Source organism: Microcoleus sp. MON1_C1, assembly GCF_036701945.1.
Classification (GTDB): Bacteria; Cyanobacteriota; Cyanobacteriia; order Cyanobacteriales; family Microcoleaceae; genus Microcoleus.
In genome coordinates, this window is the sequence record NZ_JAUBRO010000004.1 from 41,464 (window position 1) to 62,058 (window position 20,595).

The following is a 20,595-nucleotide window of genomic DNA, read 5'->3' on the forward strand; positions in this document are numbered from 1 at the left end:
TTATACCCTTTTAGGTTTGAGATTTGAGAATTGGGAATGCCTGATTACCGTCAGGTTTGGAGCTTCTCTACCGTTGCATTCTTTTTTTAAAGTCGTGTTAAATTTAGGCAAATTTTGCCCAAATAAAATGTGACTCCGCTTTAATTTATGCAGGTTCAGAAACATTGTGCGATCGCTCGCACGAATCCACCCTCCTTGACACCATCTGCTACAGTCTAGGCAGGCGAATCTTGTTCAAAATATCTTGCAGCCGTTCTGAAACGCCGCCCAATTGTTCTGACAAAGCGACAAGCTTACCGTAAGCTTCAACTAAACGATCGCCCTCAACATAAACTTCTGGAGTAGGATAATTCTTCATCGCTTCCAGCAGTGTGATCTCGTTATCATTAGTTGCAGACAGCACCATGGCCTCGCGCAAAGCTTCTCGATTTGCATTCCCAGAAGGAGTGCGAATTACCTGACCGACTTCATCGAGAATTATTTCCCCAACCTTGCTGTTAAGCGTCCGATCCAAAAAGCTTTGACTGACTTTTACTGGTCTCCTCAGACTGTTGCGAACCGCTTCCGGGTCTTTTTTTGCCTTTCCCAGCAGCATTTCTAACGCGGGCGACATTTGCCCAGTTTCTGCAAAAATTTCTAATTCGCTGACGGGTAAAGTCATTCGGATCGCACTGTATTTGAGCACTACCTTTTCGGCCGCCGCCGCAGCATTGCTGTAAAATACAATTCCCGCGCCTGCTGCCAAAAATAATGTCCACCGCCCTTTGAAAAATGATCGACCCATAGTAAAATCTCCCAAAATCTTTTTCTACTTCGACTTTGACACATCTCATTAATTACTGCACAGGCTAAGGTCTTTGGGAAATACCAAATTATTTGAGCGCGCAAGCAGTTATACCATTTGAGATTTTAGAGAGATTTTAGATTTTAGATTTGCACATGACTGATGATTATCCGGGTTTGGAGCACGAGCCTACAGTTGCATGATTTTTGGGAACTGGTATTACCTATATCGGATGATAGGCACAAAACTCGGTTCAGGGCGCTTGTACGGGCCTCTCTGTGCGGGGTGTGCACCCTACTGATTCTCTCTCCCAATCTCCCGATCCTAGCAAAATGCCGAACGCCAGCTCTTCTATCAGTGAAGGCTGGCGCTGGGCTTAAATTTATTTTATATATTTAGGGTCTTTATGAAAGCTGACCCCAATTGAACGAATTACAAGCGGTTTATGATTAGGGCCTTTAAATTTGCTGACCCCAATTGAACCCACATTATTATAATTACAGGGATCGCTGGCAAACCAGGATTTTATAATAATTTCTTTATATTTCTAACTTTTCCTTGCCTCAGATAGATTTTTGTCTCGATTTGTAAATTTTTGTTATTTCGACTTCGGGGATCGGCCCTCGGCGCGCTGCTCCCAGCGAAACAGGAACACCATCAGGGCCACAACTCCGACTTGGAGGGCAAAATTAGGCAAAGCAGAACCAATTTCCCGGCCAGAGGCAATTTTAGCGAGGAAAACCAAGCCGCCGATAAAGCCCGAAGCGCCACAAGCTACGTAAACAAACTGTCGCAGAGGCCGGTAGGGAGTGGCCATTTCTGCGGTTAAACGCTCGTATTGTTGGCGGCTGAGGTTGCGCGGGTTTTTTGGGATGTTTGTACGATCGTCCGAATTTGGGGCTGGCATAGATTTAGGAAATAGGTAAATTAAGATTGGGCCACAAAAACCCGGTTTCTACCAAACACCCTCTGGCTGAGGTGGCAACTACTGCCGAAAAACCGCGTTTTTGGTACTGGGTGCGCCAGAGAGAGTGAATATTAGACTACAACAAATATCTCACAACTGCCGAAATAAATCATCGCTGAATCCAAACCACAACTGTCTGCAAACAGCCGACAAAAACACCCAAAATCCCTCCTAAATTTACAATTCCCTGCAACTCGCTTTGGACAATTCCCTGAATTGCTAACTCCAACTCTTCAGGAGAAGTACCTTTTACTCGATCGACAATCACTTGGTCGATATTCAAAATCGGGATAGCCTGAGCTACAATATTTTCTAAATCTCTTTCTAAATAGCGCTCTAAAACCAAAGCCAGTTCTTGGCTGACAATTCCGAGGGAAGCGCTCATCACCGCTGAAGTTTGCAATCGATTGAGAAGCAAGCGCGAAATATTTTCCCAGTCAATAGATTTGCTCAACCCCTCAAGTACGTCTGTACCCCGCTGTTGAACGTAGCTGCGAACGCTGTCGCGCATAGTTTTTCGCAACTGTCTCACAGTCGAAACCGGTAAATTTTGCATGGACAAATTTTGCAGCCATTCCTGAATTCGCCCGCGAATCCCCAAAGAAATAGTTAACTCTGCTAAGCGCTGATTTGTCGCTTCTCTGTCATCAAGACAAAAAGTCCGCAGCCGAGTTAAAGTGTTCCGCAAACCAAACAAATTTGCTACTACCCAATAAGTGCCGCTGGTTTTTTCTCGAAACCCTTCATCGATGATCGAAATATTGCGATCCGTCAAAAAGTCAATTAAAGCCTGCCGCAGCACTTCCGGTGGTATTACTACCTGCAACAACCACTCAGCAAGCTGAGCCGCCTGAGATTCGGTTAGCTGAATCTCCAGCAAAACTTGATCGAAAATTTGATTAAGCTGAACTTCTAAAAAATCTTCCCGGCGCGCCAAAACTTTTAGAATTCGCGGCATAGATTCCCCCAGCAAATCTCGCAGAATGTTTGCGAGAATTTTAGCGGTTTTTTGCTCGGCGTCGGCTTTTACCTGATCCAGCGCCAACTGCAACAGCCAGAGAATTATCGACTGCATCCGCTCAGTTTGCAGGAGGCGGCGCGCCAAGTTTTGCAGTTCCTGTGGCGTCAGCAGGGAACCCATAATTGTGTCGGAAATTCGCTTTGCTAAACGCTCTTGGTTGCGGGGGATCAAACCTGGAGTGAAAGGCAACTGCCGCCCTTTGATGTAAATAGCTCGATAGGGGCGGAACAGCATTTTGATAGCTATATCGTTAGTGAAATAGCCAATAATTCCTCCCACTACAGGTGGGGCCAACAACAGCCAAATTTCAGACGGATTCATAAATGATTAAAAATAGGGTAAGGTGCACACGGATCGGTACACCCTATAGTTAGATAGCCGATCTAGACTGCAAGCATTTTTAATTTTAAATTGCTTTGCCCAGTACCAATACTCCCATCATAGCTCCAGCAATGGGGTAGTGGGTGGCGGCGGCAAATCCGGCTTTGTTGGCGATCGCCACTTGCTCCTGGCCGATCGGGAATTTTTCTAAACTAGGATTAATGTAAGCATATTCTTGAGTCATGCCAAATTGCTGAGCAATGGGCACTACGAGACTGTCTAAATAAAACTGCTGAAAGCTCCGCATTAGGGAATTGCTGGGGCGGTGGAGGTCGAGAATAGCTGCTTTGGCACCGGGTTTGAGTACGCGGTGCAATTCCTGAAGACTGCGGGGGATGTCAGTCACGTTACGCAGGCCGTAACCCATTGTGGCGCAGTCGAAGTAATTGTCAGCAAAAGGCAAGTCTAGGGCGTCAGCTTCTACCCAGGAAATGGGACTTATAGGGGTGAGAAAAGGTCGATCGCGCCTTGCAGCCACGGCCAATTGTTCGGCGGAAAAATCAACTCCAAATACGCAACCGGTCGGCCCTGCTTGTTTAGCCAGCAACAAAGCTAGATCCCCGCTACCGCAGCACAAATCTAAACAAGTATTTCCCGGGCCCGCACTGCTCCATTTCACCGCCATTTGCTTCCAAATCCGGTGTTGCCCAAAGCTCAACCAGTCGTTCAATTGGTTGTAAACTGGTGCAATTCGATTAAATATAGTTTTAATTTGTTCGGCGTTATTAGTCATCGGTCATTTGTCATTGGTGATTGATAATTTGTAATTAGTCAGCCGGAAAAAAGAATTAATCCGTGCATTCATGTCATGCTGTCGCCAGTCATTAATGCTTTTTTATTTGTTAGCGAGCGCTGAGCTTTTGTCGAAACTCATTGGTTTGCTATCATTTTAAACTCAAGACTTAGAGGCAACTAAGGACTAAGGACTAATGACTGATGACTCATGACTGATGACTAATGACCCTGAAAACTCGTCAATACCAAAGCAACTTCTTGAGCGGCGAGGTGAACTGTTGTGAGTTCGTCTGGGCGCAGGGAACAAGGCTGCTTCCACTGCATGGAAATCAGGGCGATAGATCGACCTTTGTGAATCACCGGGATGGTCAGGTGAGCTTGAATGCCGGATTTCTGATAGTGCGGCAGGCTGGCTAAGGCTGTGTCGATCCCAATATTCACAGCACCCTGAATAGTTTGAGAGGTAATTGCTTCTCGAACCAGAGGGTCATCTGCCAGCCAATTTTCCACAGCCGAACCCGTGGTGTGAGTGCCTTGGACTGGTATTAAAACATTTTCTTCCACCAGTTGCAAAATGCAAGAGTCCGCCAAAAAATTATCACTTATAGCAGTAGCAATTGGATCTAAACTTGCTTCCAAACTCGGATAATCCACAGCCGTTTGCATGATTGTGGCTAACAGTTGTATTTGATTTTGGGCGCGATCCAATTCCTCAGTCCGCTGCTTGAGAATTTCATAAGTCTCGGCCGCCTTTTGCACCACCATTTTCAGTTCGTTCGGGTCCCAAGGCTTGGTGATATACTTGTAAACCTGTCCTGAGTTAATCGCATCCACCAAGTCTTCAATGTCCGTAAAACCAGTCAAGATAATTCTGACCGTATTCGGAAACTGGGGCACGGTTTTGCTCAAAAACTCCGTCCCCTTCATTTCGGGCATCCGCTGGTCGGAAATGATGACGGCGACCTCGCCTTCGATGCCGAGGACTTCCAAGGCGCGAATTCCGCTCTCAGCTTTGAGGACGTTAAAATCTCGTCGGAAAGTGCGGTAGAGTAAATCCAGATTGTCTGGTTCGTCGTCTACTACCAGCATTTTGGGCTTTTTCGGTCTGTGTAGGGTCATGAGCTGGCGTTTAATTTGATCTAGCTCTGAAATGGCATTATCCATAACAATACGATAAACTCCCCTTTGTAAATTTAGGCGAGCAACTATTCTGTAACAATAGTCTCATAACTCACTTACTATTAATCTATCGCTCTGCCGCGACACGAGCCTTGCCAGTATCCAACCACACATAACTTAGCGCTAGTTTTTGATTCAATTATGACTGATACACCGCAAGATTCATCCCCTCCTGCATCTGCATCCTCCACAACTGCTGTGGATGCCGAAAAGTTAATTCGATCGCTCCGCCGAAAAGAAGGCACTTGGGTAGAGTGGGGACAGGCCTGCACTGCACTGCTAAAAGCTGGCTACAACTCTCAAAGGATTTTTGAAGAAACTGGTTTTGAGCCAATTCAGCAAAATCAAGTGAGCGTCGCAGCCCAAGTCTACACCAGCATGGTCAATGCTGGGGCTTCAGACGAAGTTCGATCGCACTTCCTGGGCAAAGGTAGTGATATCTTATACGAGTTTCGGATTCTCTCTCAAGTAGAGCGGGCCGGGGCGGCTGCTTTGATGCTAACCCACAATTTGGATGTTGACGATGCTCGCCAAGTTGCTAAAGCGATCAAGGAGTTTTCGCACTTCGGGAGTCTCCCCCAAGGGTTCACAGACACTCCCGGCGATGCTATGGCTTACCAATGCTGGCAATTGGCGAGACAGAAAAGCGATTTGCAAGAGCGATCGCGCTTAATTGCTCGCGGTTTAAAATTAGCTAGCAGCCCAACCGCTAGGGCGCAAATCGAGCAGTTGCTCGTCGATTTTACCGTAGTTTCCAGACGGGAAGCGCCCCGCCTGCCAGTCTACAGGCTCGATACCGAGGAACAATTGCCCCGGATTGTCCCGGTTGTGGGCAAATTGCCGCTTTCTACCAGAGATTTGCTGGCAGTGCCTTTGCCGGAGGAAATAGAGCCGTTCCGAATGGTAAAATTTTCCGGAGCCGGAGCTTGGGTGGCGATTCCCGGATGGCAAGTAATTTTGAACGCTGAAGATCCGGTGGCTGTTTTGGAAATGAGCGATCGATTGCCGGTACCGCTGCAAGGCAAAGTTGAAGAAGTTTTGATTATTGCCGATCGAGCCCAAAGACAGTGGGATGCTGACAGTTATTTCCTCGCCGATAACGGGGGCAATTTAGAATTGTACTGGTTTGAACAATCCCCAGATATTCCTATTTTGGGGCGAGTGGTTCTGGTGATGCGTCCCAAAAAGATTGTGGATGAAGACTATACCAAAGATGGATGGCAAATTGATGATTAGTCAGTTGTCAGTGGTTAGTTGTTAGTTGTCAGTTATTAGTGGTTAGTTGTTAGTTGTTGTCAGTTGTCAGTTGTTAGGTATCAGTTGTTAGTTGTTATCAGCCAACAGCCAACAGTCAACAGTCAACAGCCAACAGTCAACAGTCAACAGTCAACAGTCAACTGACTACTGACTACTGAGGCGGTTTCGGTTCTGGAGTTGTCGGATCAGAATGCTGTTTCTTAAATCGATTAAAGCCGTAAACCGCAGCCGCAATTAACAGAAAATAAGGACTGTAAGCCAACAGCCAAATACCCAAAGCAAACAAACCGAGCGTCAATTCACCCACCGAATGAGTCGCTTTCCCCCAAGTTTCTTGCACCCGCAAACCTAGAGTAGGTTCGGGAGTTTGTTGAGCCGATACTGCTGCTTCTAGAGTTAAGCTAATAGTCGAATAGGCTACTTGATTTCGCAAACTTTTTAACTGAGCGTCAATGCGTTCGATCGACTCCCGAATATTGCTCAACTCTTGAGAAACTTTGAGAACATCGCCGACAGAGCCCGATCGCTCCATAATTTTTAACACCATTTCCTCGGATTTGCGGAGGTTCCGCAGTCTAGCCTCGTTGTCAACTAATTGATTGGTAACATCCTCAGCCGTCAGAGAACGGTTCTCTACTGTTCCGAGTTTTGCCAAAGTCTCTAAAGTAGTTTCTAACCGTTCTTGAGGCACGCGAATCTCCACAGACGCGGTTTGGCGGACACTCGAATCCGGCGGCTTTTGATTTTGGAAACCCAAGATATCGCCTTGCTGTTTTTCGACAATATTAGTAACAGATTTAGTGCTGGCGTCAATAGATTTGACAACTACACTGAGTTGGGCTTTTTTAATCAGTTGGGGACGGGTTGCTGGAGTTTCTGCTGCTTTTTTTGATGCACCAGGAGTTTTTGACCTTTGGGCTGCTGGCTCCGGTGCTGGTGCCGATTGTGGAGCCGATGCCGCAACTTGGTTTTCAGGGCTGCTGGATGAAGCTGCGCCGCCTGGAGCGCTGCCGGTCGATTGATCTCCTCCGCAGCTAGGCAAAGCAATGGCTGAAGATAAAGTTAAGAATACTGCCACAGCAAAACGAGTTGTGCTGTTGTTGGCTGGGTTTGGGTTTGGCTTGGGCGGGGGGGAATTGATTTTGAGGTGAGTTTTCATTTGGGTGACTCCTCTAAAAAAGGCTTGGGTATTGAATTTTATGCTGGTTTCAATTTAAGCTTCAATAGATACCGTTAGTTTAGCCGATACCGAAATTGAAACGGTAGAGGTTGAATACTTTGGGATTTTTAACCGTAGATAAACGCAGATGAACGCAGATGAAAGCCAATAAATATCGGTGTGATGACCGAAAACAATTTGGTCACAAGCCCCCGGATTCATCCGTGGAGCGAGAAAAAAGCTCCTCGCTCCCCATCGCCAGCCCCCGGATTTATCAGGGGGGTCGCTTTATTCAATTCTTTAATCTAAAATCTAAAATCTAAAATCGATTGACGGTGTGGTTCTGGGCATAGGCGATCGCAACTAAAGCAACTCGGTTTCTGATACCGTTTGAAAAGGCTGAACCCCACAAATATTTTTGTAATCTAAAATCTAAAATCTAAAATCTAAAATCGCATGACAGATGAATTTGATACTGATTTTATGCGATCGACAACCCAGATCGATCGCCCGGATGTAGCCTCAGCGCTTTCCGAATCAGGGTTTGCCGCAGTTTTGCGAGAACAAGCTTGCCTTAAAATTCGGGAAAGCTTGCGTGCGGGGCAGCAGGACATGGCGGATTGGCAAGGCGGCCCCCTTGCTGTTTCGGCGGTTCCGGGGGCCGGGAAGTCTACGGGAATGGCTGCTGCGTCGGCAATTGCGATCGCCCGCAACCAGCTTCACAGCCGCCGCCAGTTAATTGTCGTGACATTTACGCGATCGGCTGCTGCTAATATTAAAGCTAAAATTCGGGAAAGATTGGCAGAATTGTCTTTATCTCAAGGCGGTTTTGCGGTGCACACTTTGCACGGTTTAGCTTTGAATATTGCGATGCGCCATCCCGATTTGTCTGGTTTAAATTTAGAAAATTCAACCTTAGTTACTCCTACTCAAAGTCACCGATTAATTCGCACCTGTGTAGAACTTTGGATTGCCGAAAATCCCCGCCGATATCAAGTTTTGTTGGAAGGACAGCAATTCGACGGAGAGGAAACAGAGAGGCTGCGGCGACAATCGGTTTTGCGGACAGAAATTTTGCCGCAGGTAGCTAAAACTGTGATTCACGAGGCGAAATCTTCTGGTTTATTTCCCGAACAGTTGTTAGAAATGAACGCTCTTGATACTGGGGACGGTTATGAGATTTTAGCAGTAGCTGGGGGTTTATATCAAAAATATCAGGCTTTGTTGAGGAGTCGGGAATACATCGATTACGATGAAATGATTTTAGCCGCTTTGCGGGTGTTGGACAATCCGAGAGCGAGGGCTATCGAGCAAAAGCAAGTATTTGCTGTTTTCGAGGACGAAGCGCAGGATTCTACACCTTTGCAGACTCGGCTTTTGGAAACATTGGCGATCGATCCCGATCATCCTACTTTACCTCCCAATTTTATCAGAGTTGGCGACCCCAATCAAGCGATTAATTCTACTTTCACTCCCGCAGACCCGATTTATTTTAACCAATTTTGCGATCGGTGCGAAGTAGAGAATAAGTTAGCGACAATGGACGGCGCAGGTCGCAGCACCCAGGTGATTATCGATGCGGCTAACTTTATGTTGAAATGGGTAAATAGCTCCAAATTAGCCGGAACCGAACAGCCTTTTCGCGACCAAACTATTAAGCCAGTACCCAGCCATGACCCGCAGCAGAATGCAAATCCGGCTCCCATTGGTCGCGGCTTAGAATTGCATACTCCCCGCGATATTTACCATACAATTGAGTTAATTGGCAAGCGGGTAATTGAGTTAGTTGAGGAATTTTTACCTACCGATTTTGAATGGGGCAGGGATGGCAAAGATATCGATTCAGGCGGGGAAGCGAGCGATGGGGAAAATAGTGCCAAATTGCCGTTAGAAAATCTGAAATCGATGGCTATTTTGGTGCGGGAAAACAAACAAGGTAAGTTTATCAAAGAAGTGCTGGAAAATCCTCAAAAACACGGATTAAACTTTGATTTGCGGAAATACGGGATTAAAATTGAGGATGTGGGAGAGCGGGACAGACATTCTCAAGTACCTTGGGAAATCTTAACACTGCTGCAATTCCTCGATCGCCCGCACTCTCCAGACTACCTGAAAGCAGCCTTAAAGATTTTGAGCGATCGGCAACTGATCCCCAAACAAGACTACAATGCTTTTGCGACTAGCCCCGAGCAATTTCTTTACCCAGGCCCGCTAGACCCGCAGCAGTCAGACCCCGTTCGCAAATGTCGCTATTTTTGCTGCGGTTTGCTGCAAGCTAGCTTAGAATTGCCACCATACCAAATCATTTCATTCTTAGCCTTAGCGCTGCAATACGACCAAACAGAATTAGCCACCGCCGACAAATTAGCAGAACGAGTAGCAATCCAAACAGCCGGCAACAATTCAATGCGGAATATTTTGGATGTACTGAGCGAAATTGTCAGTTCCGAAAGATTTGAACCTGTGGATGCAGACGACAAAATAGAAGAACGCTATACCAGCAAAGGTCAACTAACAATTATTACCATGCACAAAGCCAAAGGATTGGATTGGGATTGCGTATTTTTGCCGTTTCTCCACGAACAAACCATCCCCGGAAATTTGCGAGTTTTGCCGCAAACCCGATTTTTAGGAGATTTCACTTTAGCAGAGGTAGCGAGAGCACAAATTCGAGCAAGTTTGCACGAAAAATATCCTTTACCAAATCTAGGCGAAGCCTGGGAACAAGCAGGTTATTTGAAAACAGCAGAAGAGTTTCGACTGCTATATGTGGCGATGACCAGAGCAAAAAGCTTGCTGTGGATGGCGGCGGAGAAAAAAGGGCCTTTTACTTGGAACAAACCGGAGAATTTGCAGGAGCAAAAACCTTGTCCGGTAATGCCTGTTTTGAAGCAGAGATTTCCGAGTAATGCGATATAAAAGAAGTAAGAAGTAATCAGTAATAAGTAGCTCGTTCCCCGGATCTACTCATGGGTGAGAACTTAAGCTGAAGTTCCCCAAATGCGGGAACTTCTAGCTTCTCTCCAAGCCTTGGTATATAATGCTTTGAGTAACCTGCGACTCGTTTAACCTAAATTGCTAGAAATATCCAGGGAGGGTTAGCCTAACCCTCTGGTTAGTACAACTAAATACACATCCTTGTACAAAATTCACAAGGGGATTATCTCACTTTTGATGCGCCTTCTGGTAAGATGAATTTTATCTCTTCTCCGAAAATATTCGGGCTTGATCTAATATGCAAGTCTCAAGCATTCTGATTGTTTCAAGGTGGCTGCTAACCTGTAAATTGGCTCCAAATTCAGGGTGCTTTGATTACTCAAAAATAAATATTTGCTGCCTCTATCTGTAATTCCTACTGCTAGACTATCTCTCGTTGCCGCCCTGTGTTCAAAATGGTGTTTCTGCCTTTAGGTATAACCTTTCTCCTAACTGCGGATGCTCAAAAGAAAGTTCCCGCGCGTGCAAGTGTAGCCGCTTCGCAGCAGCCCGACATCCGTAAAGCCGATCGCCCAAAATCGGTATCCCTAACCCTCGAACATCCGCTGCATGAACCCTCAATTGATGCGTGCGTCCCGTCAGCGGCAAAAACTCGACGCGATCGCAATTCCCCTCTTTCGCCATTACCTGAAAGCGAGTAACGCTGGGCTTTCCGCACTCCCAATTGACTTGCTGGTAAGGGCGATTTTCTGGATCGCCCCAAAGTGGGAGTTCGATCGTCCCTGCGTCAACATTTACAGTACCCGAAAGCACCGCTTCATAAACTTTGTGAACCTGCTTTGTTTCAAATTGCTGTCTGAGTTGACTGCTGGTTTCTTTGTCCCGCGCCAATAGCAAAATACCCGATGTTTCCCAATCTAAACGATGCACCGCATTCAAATCAAAACTATCCGGTAACAAGTTACGCAAACGACTGAAAACACTATCTTGATTTTCAAAATAACGACCCGGAACTGACAGCAAGCCAGAGGGTTTATTGACCGCTATCAACCATTTGTCTTCATAAATAATCGGTAGTATTTGCATAACGGGCAAGATGCCCGTTCCACAAGAAATATTATGGTTTTTAGGGCGGGCTTCAACAGCCCCTACATCTAGAGGTTCTGCGTCCACAATATGTATTTTGGTAACGGGCAAGATGCCCGTTCCACAAGAAATATTATTGCTTGTGGGGAGTAGGGGTTGGGCTTCTAGCCCGCCCGTAAAACCCTCATCCATATTAGAAACAATCGGATTTTGAGCCAATCCTGACAGCAAAAAACCCATTAACGGCTGACACCGATCGCCACAAGCACCATAAAATTCTCCCTGTATCTTATCGCCCGATGGCGGCCCCCACCAAAACTCAGCCATTGCCAGCGGTTTCAGGTTGTGTACTGCCGCGTAGTGGAGCAATTTTGGCGCGCAACAGTCGCCGGTGCCAGTGGGAATAGAATTATTTGGCATCAATGAGGATAGCGAGATCGATTTTCCCAAAAAATTCACCAGAGTGTAAGCCGCGTGCATCTGCGTTTGAAGTTCGCGGGAAAGTTCTTTTCGCTGCTGTTTCAGCGCCCGCATCCGCCCATCAGCAGCTTCAATTAATTGTTTTAGCGGCTGCAATGTTTCATCCCGCTGCCGTTTCAATTGCCTGCGTTCAATTTTCTCCAAACGGCTTTCTTGATTCAGTTGTTCCAGGGCAATTTCTAGTGTTTCTGCTGCAAGAGTTTGACACAGTAACTGGCGTTTTTCATCTCGCTGCAGCTTGCAATTGCGGTGCCGAGCGCTCAAAACTTGCAATTGCACTTCAAACTCCCGAAATAAGGCTTCATACTCTTGTCGCTGCGGGAGTTGATTCAGTGCAATAAGTTCCTGTTTCATCGCCTCCAATTGAGTTAACGTGCGGGCTTCCTCAAAAGCAACTCGATCTCGTCCCGGAATCGGTGGCACCCAGCCATCAACAATGCTGCAACCGTTCAGCAGCCCGGAAAATGCTTTGAGTATCCGCTGTTCCCCCGAAGGCATCTCCACCAGTAATATGCCGTACATCTTCCCTTCGCGATCGTAGGAATCGTCAGCCGCAAGGTACCGCATCAAACCCCGGGCGAGATCCTCTGACATTCGAGTGCGCGGCAGTCTCACCAGCTCGCCACTTTGAGGACAACGGCCTTCGTACCAATAATTCGGGTGCGAGTCGATCGACTCCCGATCGCAGTCCGTGAAATCTAAAAGCGCGTCGAACTCTAGCATCTTAAATTTGGTTTTAAACCTGAATGAGGACATTATGTGCTTGTGTCCTGACCCCGCCCAAAAACGGATACAAGTTTCCGACACTCGTCGTGGAGAGATCAAAATTTTAGACTCTGGTTCAAGCTCTCAGATTCATCTGTGGAGTCAATCGAAAATCGACAATCGAAAATGGACTGACCGTATTTTACAGCGGTGTACCGAAAGTGGGAAGGGTGCATAATTTTATACCTACTCGAATTAAGTAAAAAGGATTTGTCGCACCAAGCCTGATATGCTAAATTTGTTTCCAAACAGCAGCGAGATTAAGAAAAGCATAAGTTAATATATAAGACCGCAAGCTTGTTATCCCACTAAATTTTTATGTGAAAGGCGTATGCCAGACCTCTCGACTTCGGCTACAGAAAACTCCTCAAACCCCCAACCAGCTCTGCTGCCGCCGATTTTAAGAATTTTTGCAGCATTTCCAGATTACGATCGGGGCAATAGATTGTACGCCGCAGGAAGGTACGAAGCGGCAGTCATTTGCTACGGAAAAGCGGTTCAAATTAAGCCGGACTGGGCCCGGGCGTGGCTGAATCTGGGCAAAGCTTACAAGCAACTGCACTCCTACGCAGAAACCGTAGCCTGCGCCGATCGAGCTACAGCAATTAATCCCGAAGAATACTGGGCTTGGATGCTGCGCGGGACAGGGCTGTTAAGTTTGCAAAATCACTCAGAAGCGATCGCGGCTTTCGACACCGCAATTCAAATCAATTCAGAAAAGCACGAAGCTTGGTATCAGCGAGGCCGAGTTTTAGAGGAATTGCAGCAGTGGGATGCAGCCGCAAGCTGTTACAAAAAAGCAACCCAACTTCATCCGAATTTGCCCGCCATGTGGTACCGGCAAGGTAACGTGTTGGTTCAAGCGGAGCGCTATCCTGAAGCCGTGGCGGCTTTCGAGCGCGCGCTGAAACTCGTCCCCACTAATTGGGAAGCTTGGCTGAACCGAGGTTTGGCTTTGATGAAAGCCGAACGCTACGCTGAAGCTGTAACTTCTTACGATCGCGCCATTCAACTGCAACCTCAAAATAGTCTGGCTTGGTTCAATCGGGGCATTGCTTCCGCAAAATTGCACAAATATGCAGAAGCGGTGACAGCTTACGAGCGCGTACTGCAAATGCAGCCCAACGACTGCGAAGCTTGGTTTTATAAAGGAATGGCCCTCAAACACCAGCGGGCAGACGCGGCAATTGCTTGTTTCGATCGGGCAATTCAAATTAATTCTTTTTATCCCGAAGCATGGATCGGGCGCGGTCAAACACTGTCAGAATCGAGAGATTTTGAAGGGGCGATCGCTGCTTTTGACCAAGCCGTTCAAATTAATCCGAATTTTCCCGAAGCTTGGCTGGGTAGAGGCATCGCCCTGGCAGGATTGGAACGCTACAAAGAGGCAATTATCGCTTACAGCAATGCCCTACAAATTGAAGGTAATTTTCTAGAAGCTTGGAACTTGCGAGGCGAAGCTCTGGAAAAATTACAGCAATACGAAGAAGCGATCGCCTGTTTTGATAAAGTAATCTCTCTGACTTCAGAAGCAGAAATTACATCAAAAGTAGGGTTGCAGCAAGGCGCAGCGCTGGAAAAATTGCAGCGTTACGAAGAAGCCGTCACAGCTTACAACCGCGTACTAAAAATCGTGCCAGACAATTTTGAAGCTTGGTTGCAACGCGGCAACGCTTTGTCAAAATTGCAGCAGTACGAACAAGCTCTAGCATCATACGATCGAGCAATTACTGTCTGGCCGGATAACTATCAAGGCTGGGTACAGCGAGGTCTGATCCTAGGGGAAATGCAGAATTATTCCCAAGCACTCGTCGCTTTTGACCAAGTGATTCAACTCAAGCCAGACAACTGGGAAGCTTGGGCGCAGCGGGGCGACGTTTTGCAAAAATTGCAGCGAACTCAAGATGCTATTAGTTCTTACGGAGTCGCCCTCGAAATCAAACCCGATTACTACGAAGCTCTAGTCAGTCGAGAAGAATTGAGACTCAAGGACGCGATGTCAGGAAAGTGGTAAGGGGAAATTGACAGATAGTTTGGATTTTTGAAATTGCTTTGTTCCTCGTAATACTGCGCTGGGGTAAAGCTTGAACTATTTAACTTGAAACTAAAAAAACTTCCCTCTTCTCTCTTCCTCTGCGTTCTCTGCGCCCTCTGCGGTTAATAAAAAAATCTAATTCCCCAAACAATTAGTATTGCTATATCCGGTCGAATATCCAGCTCATAATTAAGGATATTCCATCCGTTAAAATAACCTTGAGCAAGTTGAAAACCTACGTAAAAAAGCTTTGAGTTGTTACCACCACTATTCAATAAAATTAAAATTTGGTGAATAAGGTGATTGGTAAAGAACACTACCGCCGATCGATTGAATCAATGGTTCAATCGAAGCCGCTTGGTGAGCTGAAACATTATCCATGAAAACAACTGCACGCCTTTTTGTTTCCTTACCCATTTCCCTTACATTGTTGTGAAATTATCGTGTTTTGAAAAAAATCCACCCATTCAGGCGTTAAAGAGGCTCACCCAACCTGCTTAACTTGGCTCCCTAGCAACAATCCAAAAGAGCCGGAGACAACTTCTCCTCTAGCCTTTGTGGGTTATCTAAAGAAATAATTTCGGCTTCATCTTAGATTGGCTTATGAATAATACAAAACTGCTTATCCTAGCCACGATGGGTTCATGGCGGTACTATCAAATTGGTTGGTAGTTTTATAAAGTTCGTATTGCCCTTTTGCTGCCGCCTCGCGAGTGCGATTAAGCATTGCTGCAACTTGTGCTCGATCCATCGGCTTAAACGTGCGAGCGGCCTCAAACGCTTGATCGAGGAGTTGCATACTATCAATGCCAGTAATCACGACTGAAGTAGGCAGATTCATCGCATAGTGGAGACATTCGATCGGGCTTACTGTATTGCTTCTAAGCACGTAGGGGTCGCCCATAGATTTCATCCCCAATACACCTATTTGGTTCTTCACCAGCACCGGCAGAACTTGTTGCTCAAAACTTCTAAAATGAGCGTCCATCACGTTCAGCGGCATCTGTACCGCGTCAAAACGGAAATTGTTTTGAGCGGCAATTTCCATCACTCGCAGGTGAACCAAAGGGTCTTTGTGTCCTGTAAACCCGATGTAGCGAATCTTGCCCGCCTTCTGCGCTTCTACTACCGCCTCCATAGCCCCGCCGGGAGCAAAAATGCGATCGGGGTCTTCCATCCGAATAATTTCGTGATGCTGCATCAGGTCAATGCGATCGGTCTGCAACGCCTTCAGTGACTCATCAATCTGCATCATCGCAGCGCCCTTGGTGCGGCCGTCAATTTTGGTCATCAGAAACACCTTTTGTCGGTAGCCATCCTTGAGCGCTGCACCCATCCAGCGGTGGCTGCGTCCGTTGTGATAGTCCCAGGAATTGTCCATGAAATTGATGCCGCGGTCGATCGCACTGCGAATGAGCTTAATACTGTCTTGCTCCTCTCGAAGCCGTCCGATATGGTGTCCCCCCAAGCCAATTGCAGACACTCGCTCTCCTGTGCGCCCCAGCGTCCTGTAACTCATCTCGCCACTTTGGGTTTGACCTTGGGCAACTGCACTTTCAGCGTATACTTGGGTCGGTTCATCTTGAGCTAACAAAGGTTTAAAAAACCCTTCGGAAGCAGCCAGCCCTGCTGCAACCAAACCCGAAGCAGAAGTTACCTTTAACAACTTGCGTCTGCTGATATTCATAAATGCCTTCTTCAAGAAACTACTAGGACTCACTCACCGCTTCGCTGCACTAAAGAGTTTTGAATTTAAGATGTCTCAAAATCCAGAGCGCAGTCGGGCTGCAACTTCCCCGACTGCCTACTTTGCCTAATCAATAGTAATGATGAAATTTCTAGTTTTAAGAGTTCCTAGACCCGCCAGCGAAGGCTTTTAATTCAATAGCATCGTGACTGCAAAACACGCGCACATCTTTACTATGTTCCACCGATAATGCGTGCAGCCGGCCTTGATTGAGCAACCGAGCCTTGCGATCGACCTCCATCATCCATTGGTAGGCGCGCAGACCGGGCGTGCAGCGTCGGTTAGCGGCATCCATCTCGTGTCGGTAGAAATAGGCATCGCCTGCGTGCAGGAGCCAGCCATCGGGTGTATCAATGGCAATGCCAGCATGACCGCGCGTGTGTCCCACCAACGGGATTAGCAAAATCTCCGGCGGCAACCCGTCGAGGTCGCGGACTGCTTCAAAACCGAACCAAGGTTCGCCACCCGCCGAATAGTATTTCCACCGTTTGACTTCATCCCACTGCTCCGGACGATAGCGCCTTTTTGTGATGAAACCGTGCCGATCCTGTGCGGCATCGATTTCAGCCTGCATGACGTGTACCGTTGCTTCAGGGAAATCCTCTAGACCACCGGCATGATCGAAATCGAGGTGGGTTAGCACAATATGGCGCACATCGCTTGGTGAAAATCCGAGCTGTTCAATTTGATGGATTGCCGTGTACTTGCGATCGAACTGGATATTATTAAAGTGGACGAAAAACGGGCTGAGCCGAGAGTAAGGGGACTGGATATCCCGCAATCCGAAGCCGGTATCAATCAGAACCAGTCCCTGATTCGTTTCAACGAGCAGACAGTGGCAGACGAGGTGAGCCGTCAGGCCGCGACTGAAGCCATCGAAAAGCGCCCCTCCAATGGGACACATACAGCCACAATTGAGATGATGAATTTGCATAAATGTGCTGTACTAAATTACTTAGGCGATAACTATTTATTCCTCAGTCCCCATCCAAGGCCGATGCTGCATAATGGCATCGATGAACGCCTGAGAAAACTTCGCTAAATCGTCACTACTGGGAGAAGTAAACACGCTTTTATCGGCTGTAATCTTGCCATTATCTGCGATGTTTACTTTCTTTAAATCGGCACATAAAAATAGTAAGACCGACGCGAATTATTTGTTAGCAGAACCCGGTTCAGTAAGCTGGCGGTGCAGTTCGGCATTGACGGTATCAGGCAAAACCTTGCTCGCGCTGGCGAGAATCTTTGTCTTGAGTGAACCGGCGATAATGTCGTCCTTACCCGCCATCAGAGCCTCGAAGCCCTGCTTGGCAACTTCGGCCGCGTCGTCTTTCTTGTCTGCGCCCGCCTTCGTGTCGTCCATTCCCGCGCGATGGAAAAAGTTGGTATCCGTCGGCCCTGGCATCAGCGCGGTAACGGTGACGCCTGTGTCCTTTAACTCGTTACGCAGCCCTTCTGAGAAGGAGTGTAGAAATGCTTTAGATGCCGCGTAGACTGCCTCGAACGGCCCCGGCATTAGGGCGGCAATGGAGGAAGTGAATAGAATCCGTCCCTGGCCGCGATCGACCATATCCTTAACTACCCGTTTAGCCAAATGCACAGACGAGACAACGTTGAGGTTAATCAGATTTAGTTCGTCCTTCAAGTCTGTCTCGCGGGCAAAGTCGCCCCCGACGCCGACACCGGCATTAATTGCGATCGCATCCACTGGCCGATTAGTCGCTTTTATCTGGTTGTAGAGCGTCTCAACACCGTCGTAGGTAGCGAGGTCTGCCTGCACTGTCTCGACTTTGGCACCGAGCCCCTCAAAGGCTTGAGCCGCTTCATTGATGCTCGCTCCGGTGGCGGTGACTAGGAGATCGAATCCGTTTTGAGCGAACTGTTTGGCGAGTTCGTAGCCGATACCGTTAGAGGCACCCGTCACGACAGCCAAGGGCCGGGTCAACGAACTGTTTATAACCATTTAAAATCCTCTGTAACTGCTTCACGCTCGTTTGTCTAGGCTTGCTTCTCTCTGTACTAGACAATCTTTGTGGACTCTGGGCTTTCAACTTTTATAATGCTAGGGAGGTAGGAGTGCGATCGCATCTTTCCTAGGACATAAGCTGTTAGACATTTAAATACGGTATAATCGAAAACCAAATTCATGCAATTAGTGTAAAAATGCCACCATATAATCATCTCATAGAAAGAGCAAATATAGAAACTAAAGAAAACCTTAAAAAATGAATAAAATGAAAATTTTAGATCGATGAGTAGGATTTTATTATTAACGACTAATGCAAAACATAGCTAATATTTCTGATTTTTTTTAATATTCACTAAAGTGTCCTATTATTGCATTTAGGCAAATCCCGACAATGTAGCAAGTCTAAGAGATGAACATATAAATATAGTGAAATATTGTTAAATAATATCACCCAAACGCCCAATAATTAGGATAAATAAATTTGGCAGATGGACATTTCAAATATTTGGTTTTCATTAACAAACTAGCGTCACTCCAAAATTAACTAGCTTACAAATACAACAAAAAATATTTTCTCTAAGCGACTCACGATAATCAACTATCTTGTTTGTTTAAAAATCAGTTCGTGTCTCTAAGCCCTCACCTATTGTCTTCCCCAATCTCGAAACTTCATTTTTTTTGGTCTTTGTAAGTGCGACATTTTTTTACAATATATTGAGAGCCGCAAATGGGATATCTCATAAGCTAAAACTGAATCTATTGTGAATAAAAATTACAAGTAATTTTCCTCTGTATGCAGGAAGACCCGCCATTCAAAAGGGCAATTCTGGCCAAGTCGCTCTATCTCGGGTGAACTTTGATGTCTATAGCAATCCGATCTGAGTCTCACAACACAACGCCCTCTTGTCTTCCTAGACTTGTTGTATAGCAAGACTTTCAGATTTTACGGTTCTAGAAAATCACTTAGGATTGCTATATATGTATAAAATGCGCGTAGATATGACTAATAACTCTTTTGATAATTATTTGGGAACCGCCATTATCGGGGGCTAAATCGGATGCGATGAGAGACGGGAGATGGAAGATGGGACATTGACTCGGAAGATTAATGCTGGGCTAAAAACATTTATCTCTGGTGGAACGGGCAGGAGGCTTGTCCAGGGAGAACAGTGCGTGATGTCAGTTATAACTGACATCACGCACTGTTCTCAATCAGACCCAATCAACCTGGTAACAGCGACGAAAAATCTCAGATATCAGGTCGATCGCGCAGCAAGAAACCAAGCGGATGACGCCAAGAGTGTAAGATGTCACTTATCACGAATACTTTCTGTTGGCGATTGCCCGACGGCACCGAAAATTGAAAATTATGACAGCCAATTGCTGATTCTGGTGGCTTCATGTTATAGTGGTTTTCCAAGAATTAAATTCGGTGGCGTAGTTTGTTGGTGTTTATTTACAAGCGTCTCTCCGAATCTAAATCTCTGCACCCTAATGATTCTGGAGATTTTATGTCGATTTACGTGGGTAATCTTTCATATGAGGTAACATCAGACGACCTCAACGAAGTATTTGCCGAGTACGGTACTGTAAGCCGCGTTCAAGTGCCAGTGGACCGGGAAACAGGCAGGATGCGGGGTTTTGCTTTTGTGGAAATGGCAAGCGAGGCAGAAGAAGCAGCAGCCATCGCAGCTCTAGACGGTGCTGAGTGGATGGGCCGCGACTTGAAAGTCAACAAAGCCAAACCTCGCGAAGACAACAAACGCTCCTCGGGCGGCGGCGGCGGCTGGGGCGACAAAGAGCGCTCTTCACGACGCTACTAAGCTTTGACACTGAAAATTTGAGTTTTGGTAGTTGACGGCAGGTGCGAATGCTGCTTTTTTTTCGGGTTGTTCGATCGACCCATCAAATAAAACTCCCAAACCTCTAAATCAGTTTTGCCCCCTCCAAGGAGGGGGCTTTGTTTTTGGCGAAAAATCCCGCGAGGTACGTCGGCGGTGCAGTTCCCACTCTAGTTCGTGATTCGATACCCTCTTAACTGCTTTTTTTAAGAGGCGGTCGGGATTTCGTGGCTCGACTCCTGTAAACTATCA

Annotated in this window: 16 protein-coding genes; 4 read left to right on the forward strand and 12 right to left on the reverse strand. The window is 46.7% G+C overall.

Annotated elements, in window-relative coordinates; all coding sequences use genetic code 11:
* Positions 1 to 208 precede the first annotated feature (208 nt).
* From QUA62_RS03335 to QUA62_RS03355, 5 genes are all read right to left on the reverse strand, one after another.
* Entirely contained in the window at positions 209 to 784 is a 576-nt protein-coding gene (locus tag QUA62_RS03335) for an alpha/beta hydrolase (RefSeq protein WP_333402348.1), read from the reverse strand.
* A gap of 598 nt (positions 785 to 1,382) precedes the next feature.
* Positions 1,383 to 1,691 (reverse strand): DUF3493 domain-containing protein, encoded by a 309-nt coding sequence (locus QUA62_RS03340; RefSeq protein ID WP_333057719.1) that lies wholly within the window; start codon positions 1,689 to 1,691, stop codon positions 1,383 to 1,385.
* A 169-nt stretch (positions 1,692 to 1,860) separates the two neighbouring features.
* The gene (locus QUA62_RS03345; protein WP_190738668.1) at positions 1,861 to 3,093 is read right to left on the reverse strand and encodes a DUF445 family protein; all 1,233 of its coding nucleotides are present in this window, start codon (positions 3,091 to 3,093) and stop codon (positions 1,861 to 1,863) included.
* A gap of 85 nt (positions 3,094 to 3,178) precedes the next feature.
* Positions 3,179 to 3,886 (reverse strand): bifunctional demethylmenaquinone methyltransferase/2-methoxy-6-polyprenyl-1,4-benzoquinol methylase UbiE, encoded by a 708-nt coding sequence (gene ubiE, locus QUA62_RS03350; protein ID WP_333217430.1) that lies wholly within the window; start codon positions 3,884 to 3,886, stop codon positions 3,179 to 3,181.
* A gap of 221 nt (positions 3,887 to 4,107) precedes the next feature.
* Positions 4,108 to 5,052 (reverse strand): response regulator, encoded by a 945-nt coding sequence (locus QUA62_RS03355; RefSeq protein ID WP_333402349.1) that lies wholly within the window; start codon positions 5,050 to 5,052, stop codon positions 4,108 to 4,110.
* A gap of 156 nt (positions 5,053 to 5,208) precedes the next feature.
* Between QUA62_RS03355 and QUA62_RS03360 the strand changes: the two genes are divergently transcribed.
* Positions 5,209 to 6,303 (forward strand): RuBisCO accumulation factor 1, encoded by a 1,095-nt coding sequence (locus tag QUA62_RS03360; protein WP_333281489.1) that lies wholly within the window; start codon positions 5,209 to 5,211, stop codon positions 6,301 to 6,303.
* A gap of 172 nt (positions 6,304 to 6,475) precedes the next feature.
* On the opposite strand, the gene QUA62_RS03365 is transcribed toward QUA62_RS03360, so the two are convergent.
* Complete coding sequence (locus tag QUA62_RS03365) at positions 6,476 to 7,483, reverse strand: DUF4349 domain-containing protein (RefSeq protein ID WP_333402350.1); 1,008 nt, start codon at positions 7,481 to 7,483, stop codon at positions 6,476 to 6,478.
* Positions 7,484 to 7,939: 456 nt separating this feature from the next.
* On the opposite strand from QUA62_RS03365, the gene QUA62_RS03370 reads away from it, so the two are divergent.
* On the forward strand, positions 7,940 to 10,402 hold the full coding sequence (locus QUA62_RS03370; protein ID WP_333402351.1) for an ATP-dependent helicase: 2,463 nt from the start codon (positions 7,940 to 7,942) through the stop codon (positions 10,400 to 10,402).
* Between the two features lie 468 nt (positions 10,403 to 10,870).
* On the opposite strand, the gene QUA62_RS03375 is transcribed toward QUA62_RS03370, so the two are convergent.
* Complete coding sequence (locus QUA62_RS03375) at positions 10,871 to 12,709, reverse strand: pseudouridine synthase (RefSeq protein ID WP_333402352.1); 1,839 nt, start codon at positions 12,707 to 12,709, stop codon at positions 10,871 to 10,873.
* A gap of 373 nt (positions 12,710 to 13,082) precedes the next feature.
* On the opposite strand from QUA62_RS03375, the gene QUA62_RS03380 reads away from it, so the two are divergent.
* Positions 13,083 to 14,765, forward strand: a complete 1,683-nt coding sequence (locus QUA62_RS03380; RefSeq protein WP_333402353.1) for a tetratricopeptide repeat protein — start codon at positions 13,083 to 13,085, stop codon at positions 14,763 to 14,765.
* Between the two features lie 288 nt (positions 14,766 to 15,053).
* Here QUA62_RS03380 and QUA62_RS29330 read toward each other — a convergent pair whose 3' ends face one another.
* From QUA62_RS29330 to QUA62_RS03400, 5 genes are all read right to left on the reverse strand, one after another.
* Positions 15,054 to 15,203 (reverse strand): transposase, encoded by a 150-nt coding sequence (locus tag QUA62_RS29330; RefSeq protein ID WP_445301635.1) that lies wholly within the window; start codon positions 15,201 to 15,203, stop codon positions 15,054 to 15,056.
* Positions 15,204 to 15,408: 205 nt separating this feature from the next.
* Positions 15,409 to 16,473 (reverse strand): aldo/keto reductase, encoded by a 1,065-nt coding sequence (locus tag QUA62_RS03385; RefSeq protein ID WP_190660678.1) that lies wholly within the window; start codon positions 16,471 to 16,473, stop codon positions 15,409 to 15,411.
* Between the two features lie 157 nt (positions 16,474 to 16,630).
* Positions 16,631 to 17,467 (reverse strand): MBL fold metallo-hydrolase, encoded by an 837-nt coding sequence (locus QUA62_RS03390; protein ID WP_333281505.1) that lies wholly within the window; start codon positions 17,465 to 17,467, stop codon positions 16,631 to 16,633.
* Between the two features lie 219 nt (positions 17,468 to 17,686).
* Entirely contained in the window at positions 17,687 to 18,496 is an 810-nt protein-coding gene (locus QUA62_RS03395; protein ID WP_190738657.1) for an SDR family NAD(P)-dependent oxidoreductase, read from the reverse strand.
* 1,255 nt (positions 18,497 to 19,751) lie between these two features.
* Positions 19,752 to 19,904: a hypothetical protein gene (locus tag QUA62_RS03400; RefSeq protein WP_190660672.1), complete on the reverse strand. Its 153-nt coding sequence runs from the start codon at positions 19,902 to 19,904 to the stop codon at positions 19,752 to 19,754.
* Positions 19,905 to 20,013: 109 nt separating this feature from the next.
* On the opposite strand from QUA62_RS03400, the gene QUA62_RS03405 reads away from it, so the two are divergent.
* Positions 20,014 to 20,325 (forward strand): RNA-binding protein, encoded by a 312-nt coding sequence (locus QUA62_RS03405; protein ID WP_190660670.1) that lies wholly within the window; start codon positions 20,014 to 20,016, stop codon positions 20,323 to 20,325.
* Positions 20,326 to 20,595 lie beyond the last annotated feature (270 nt).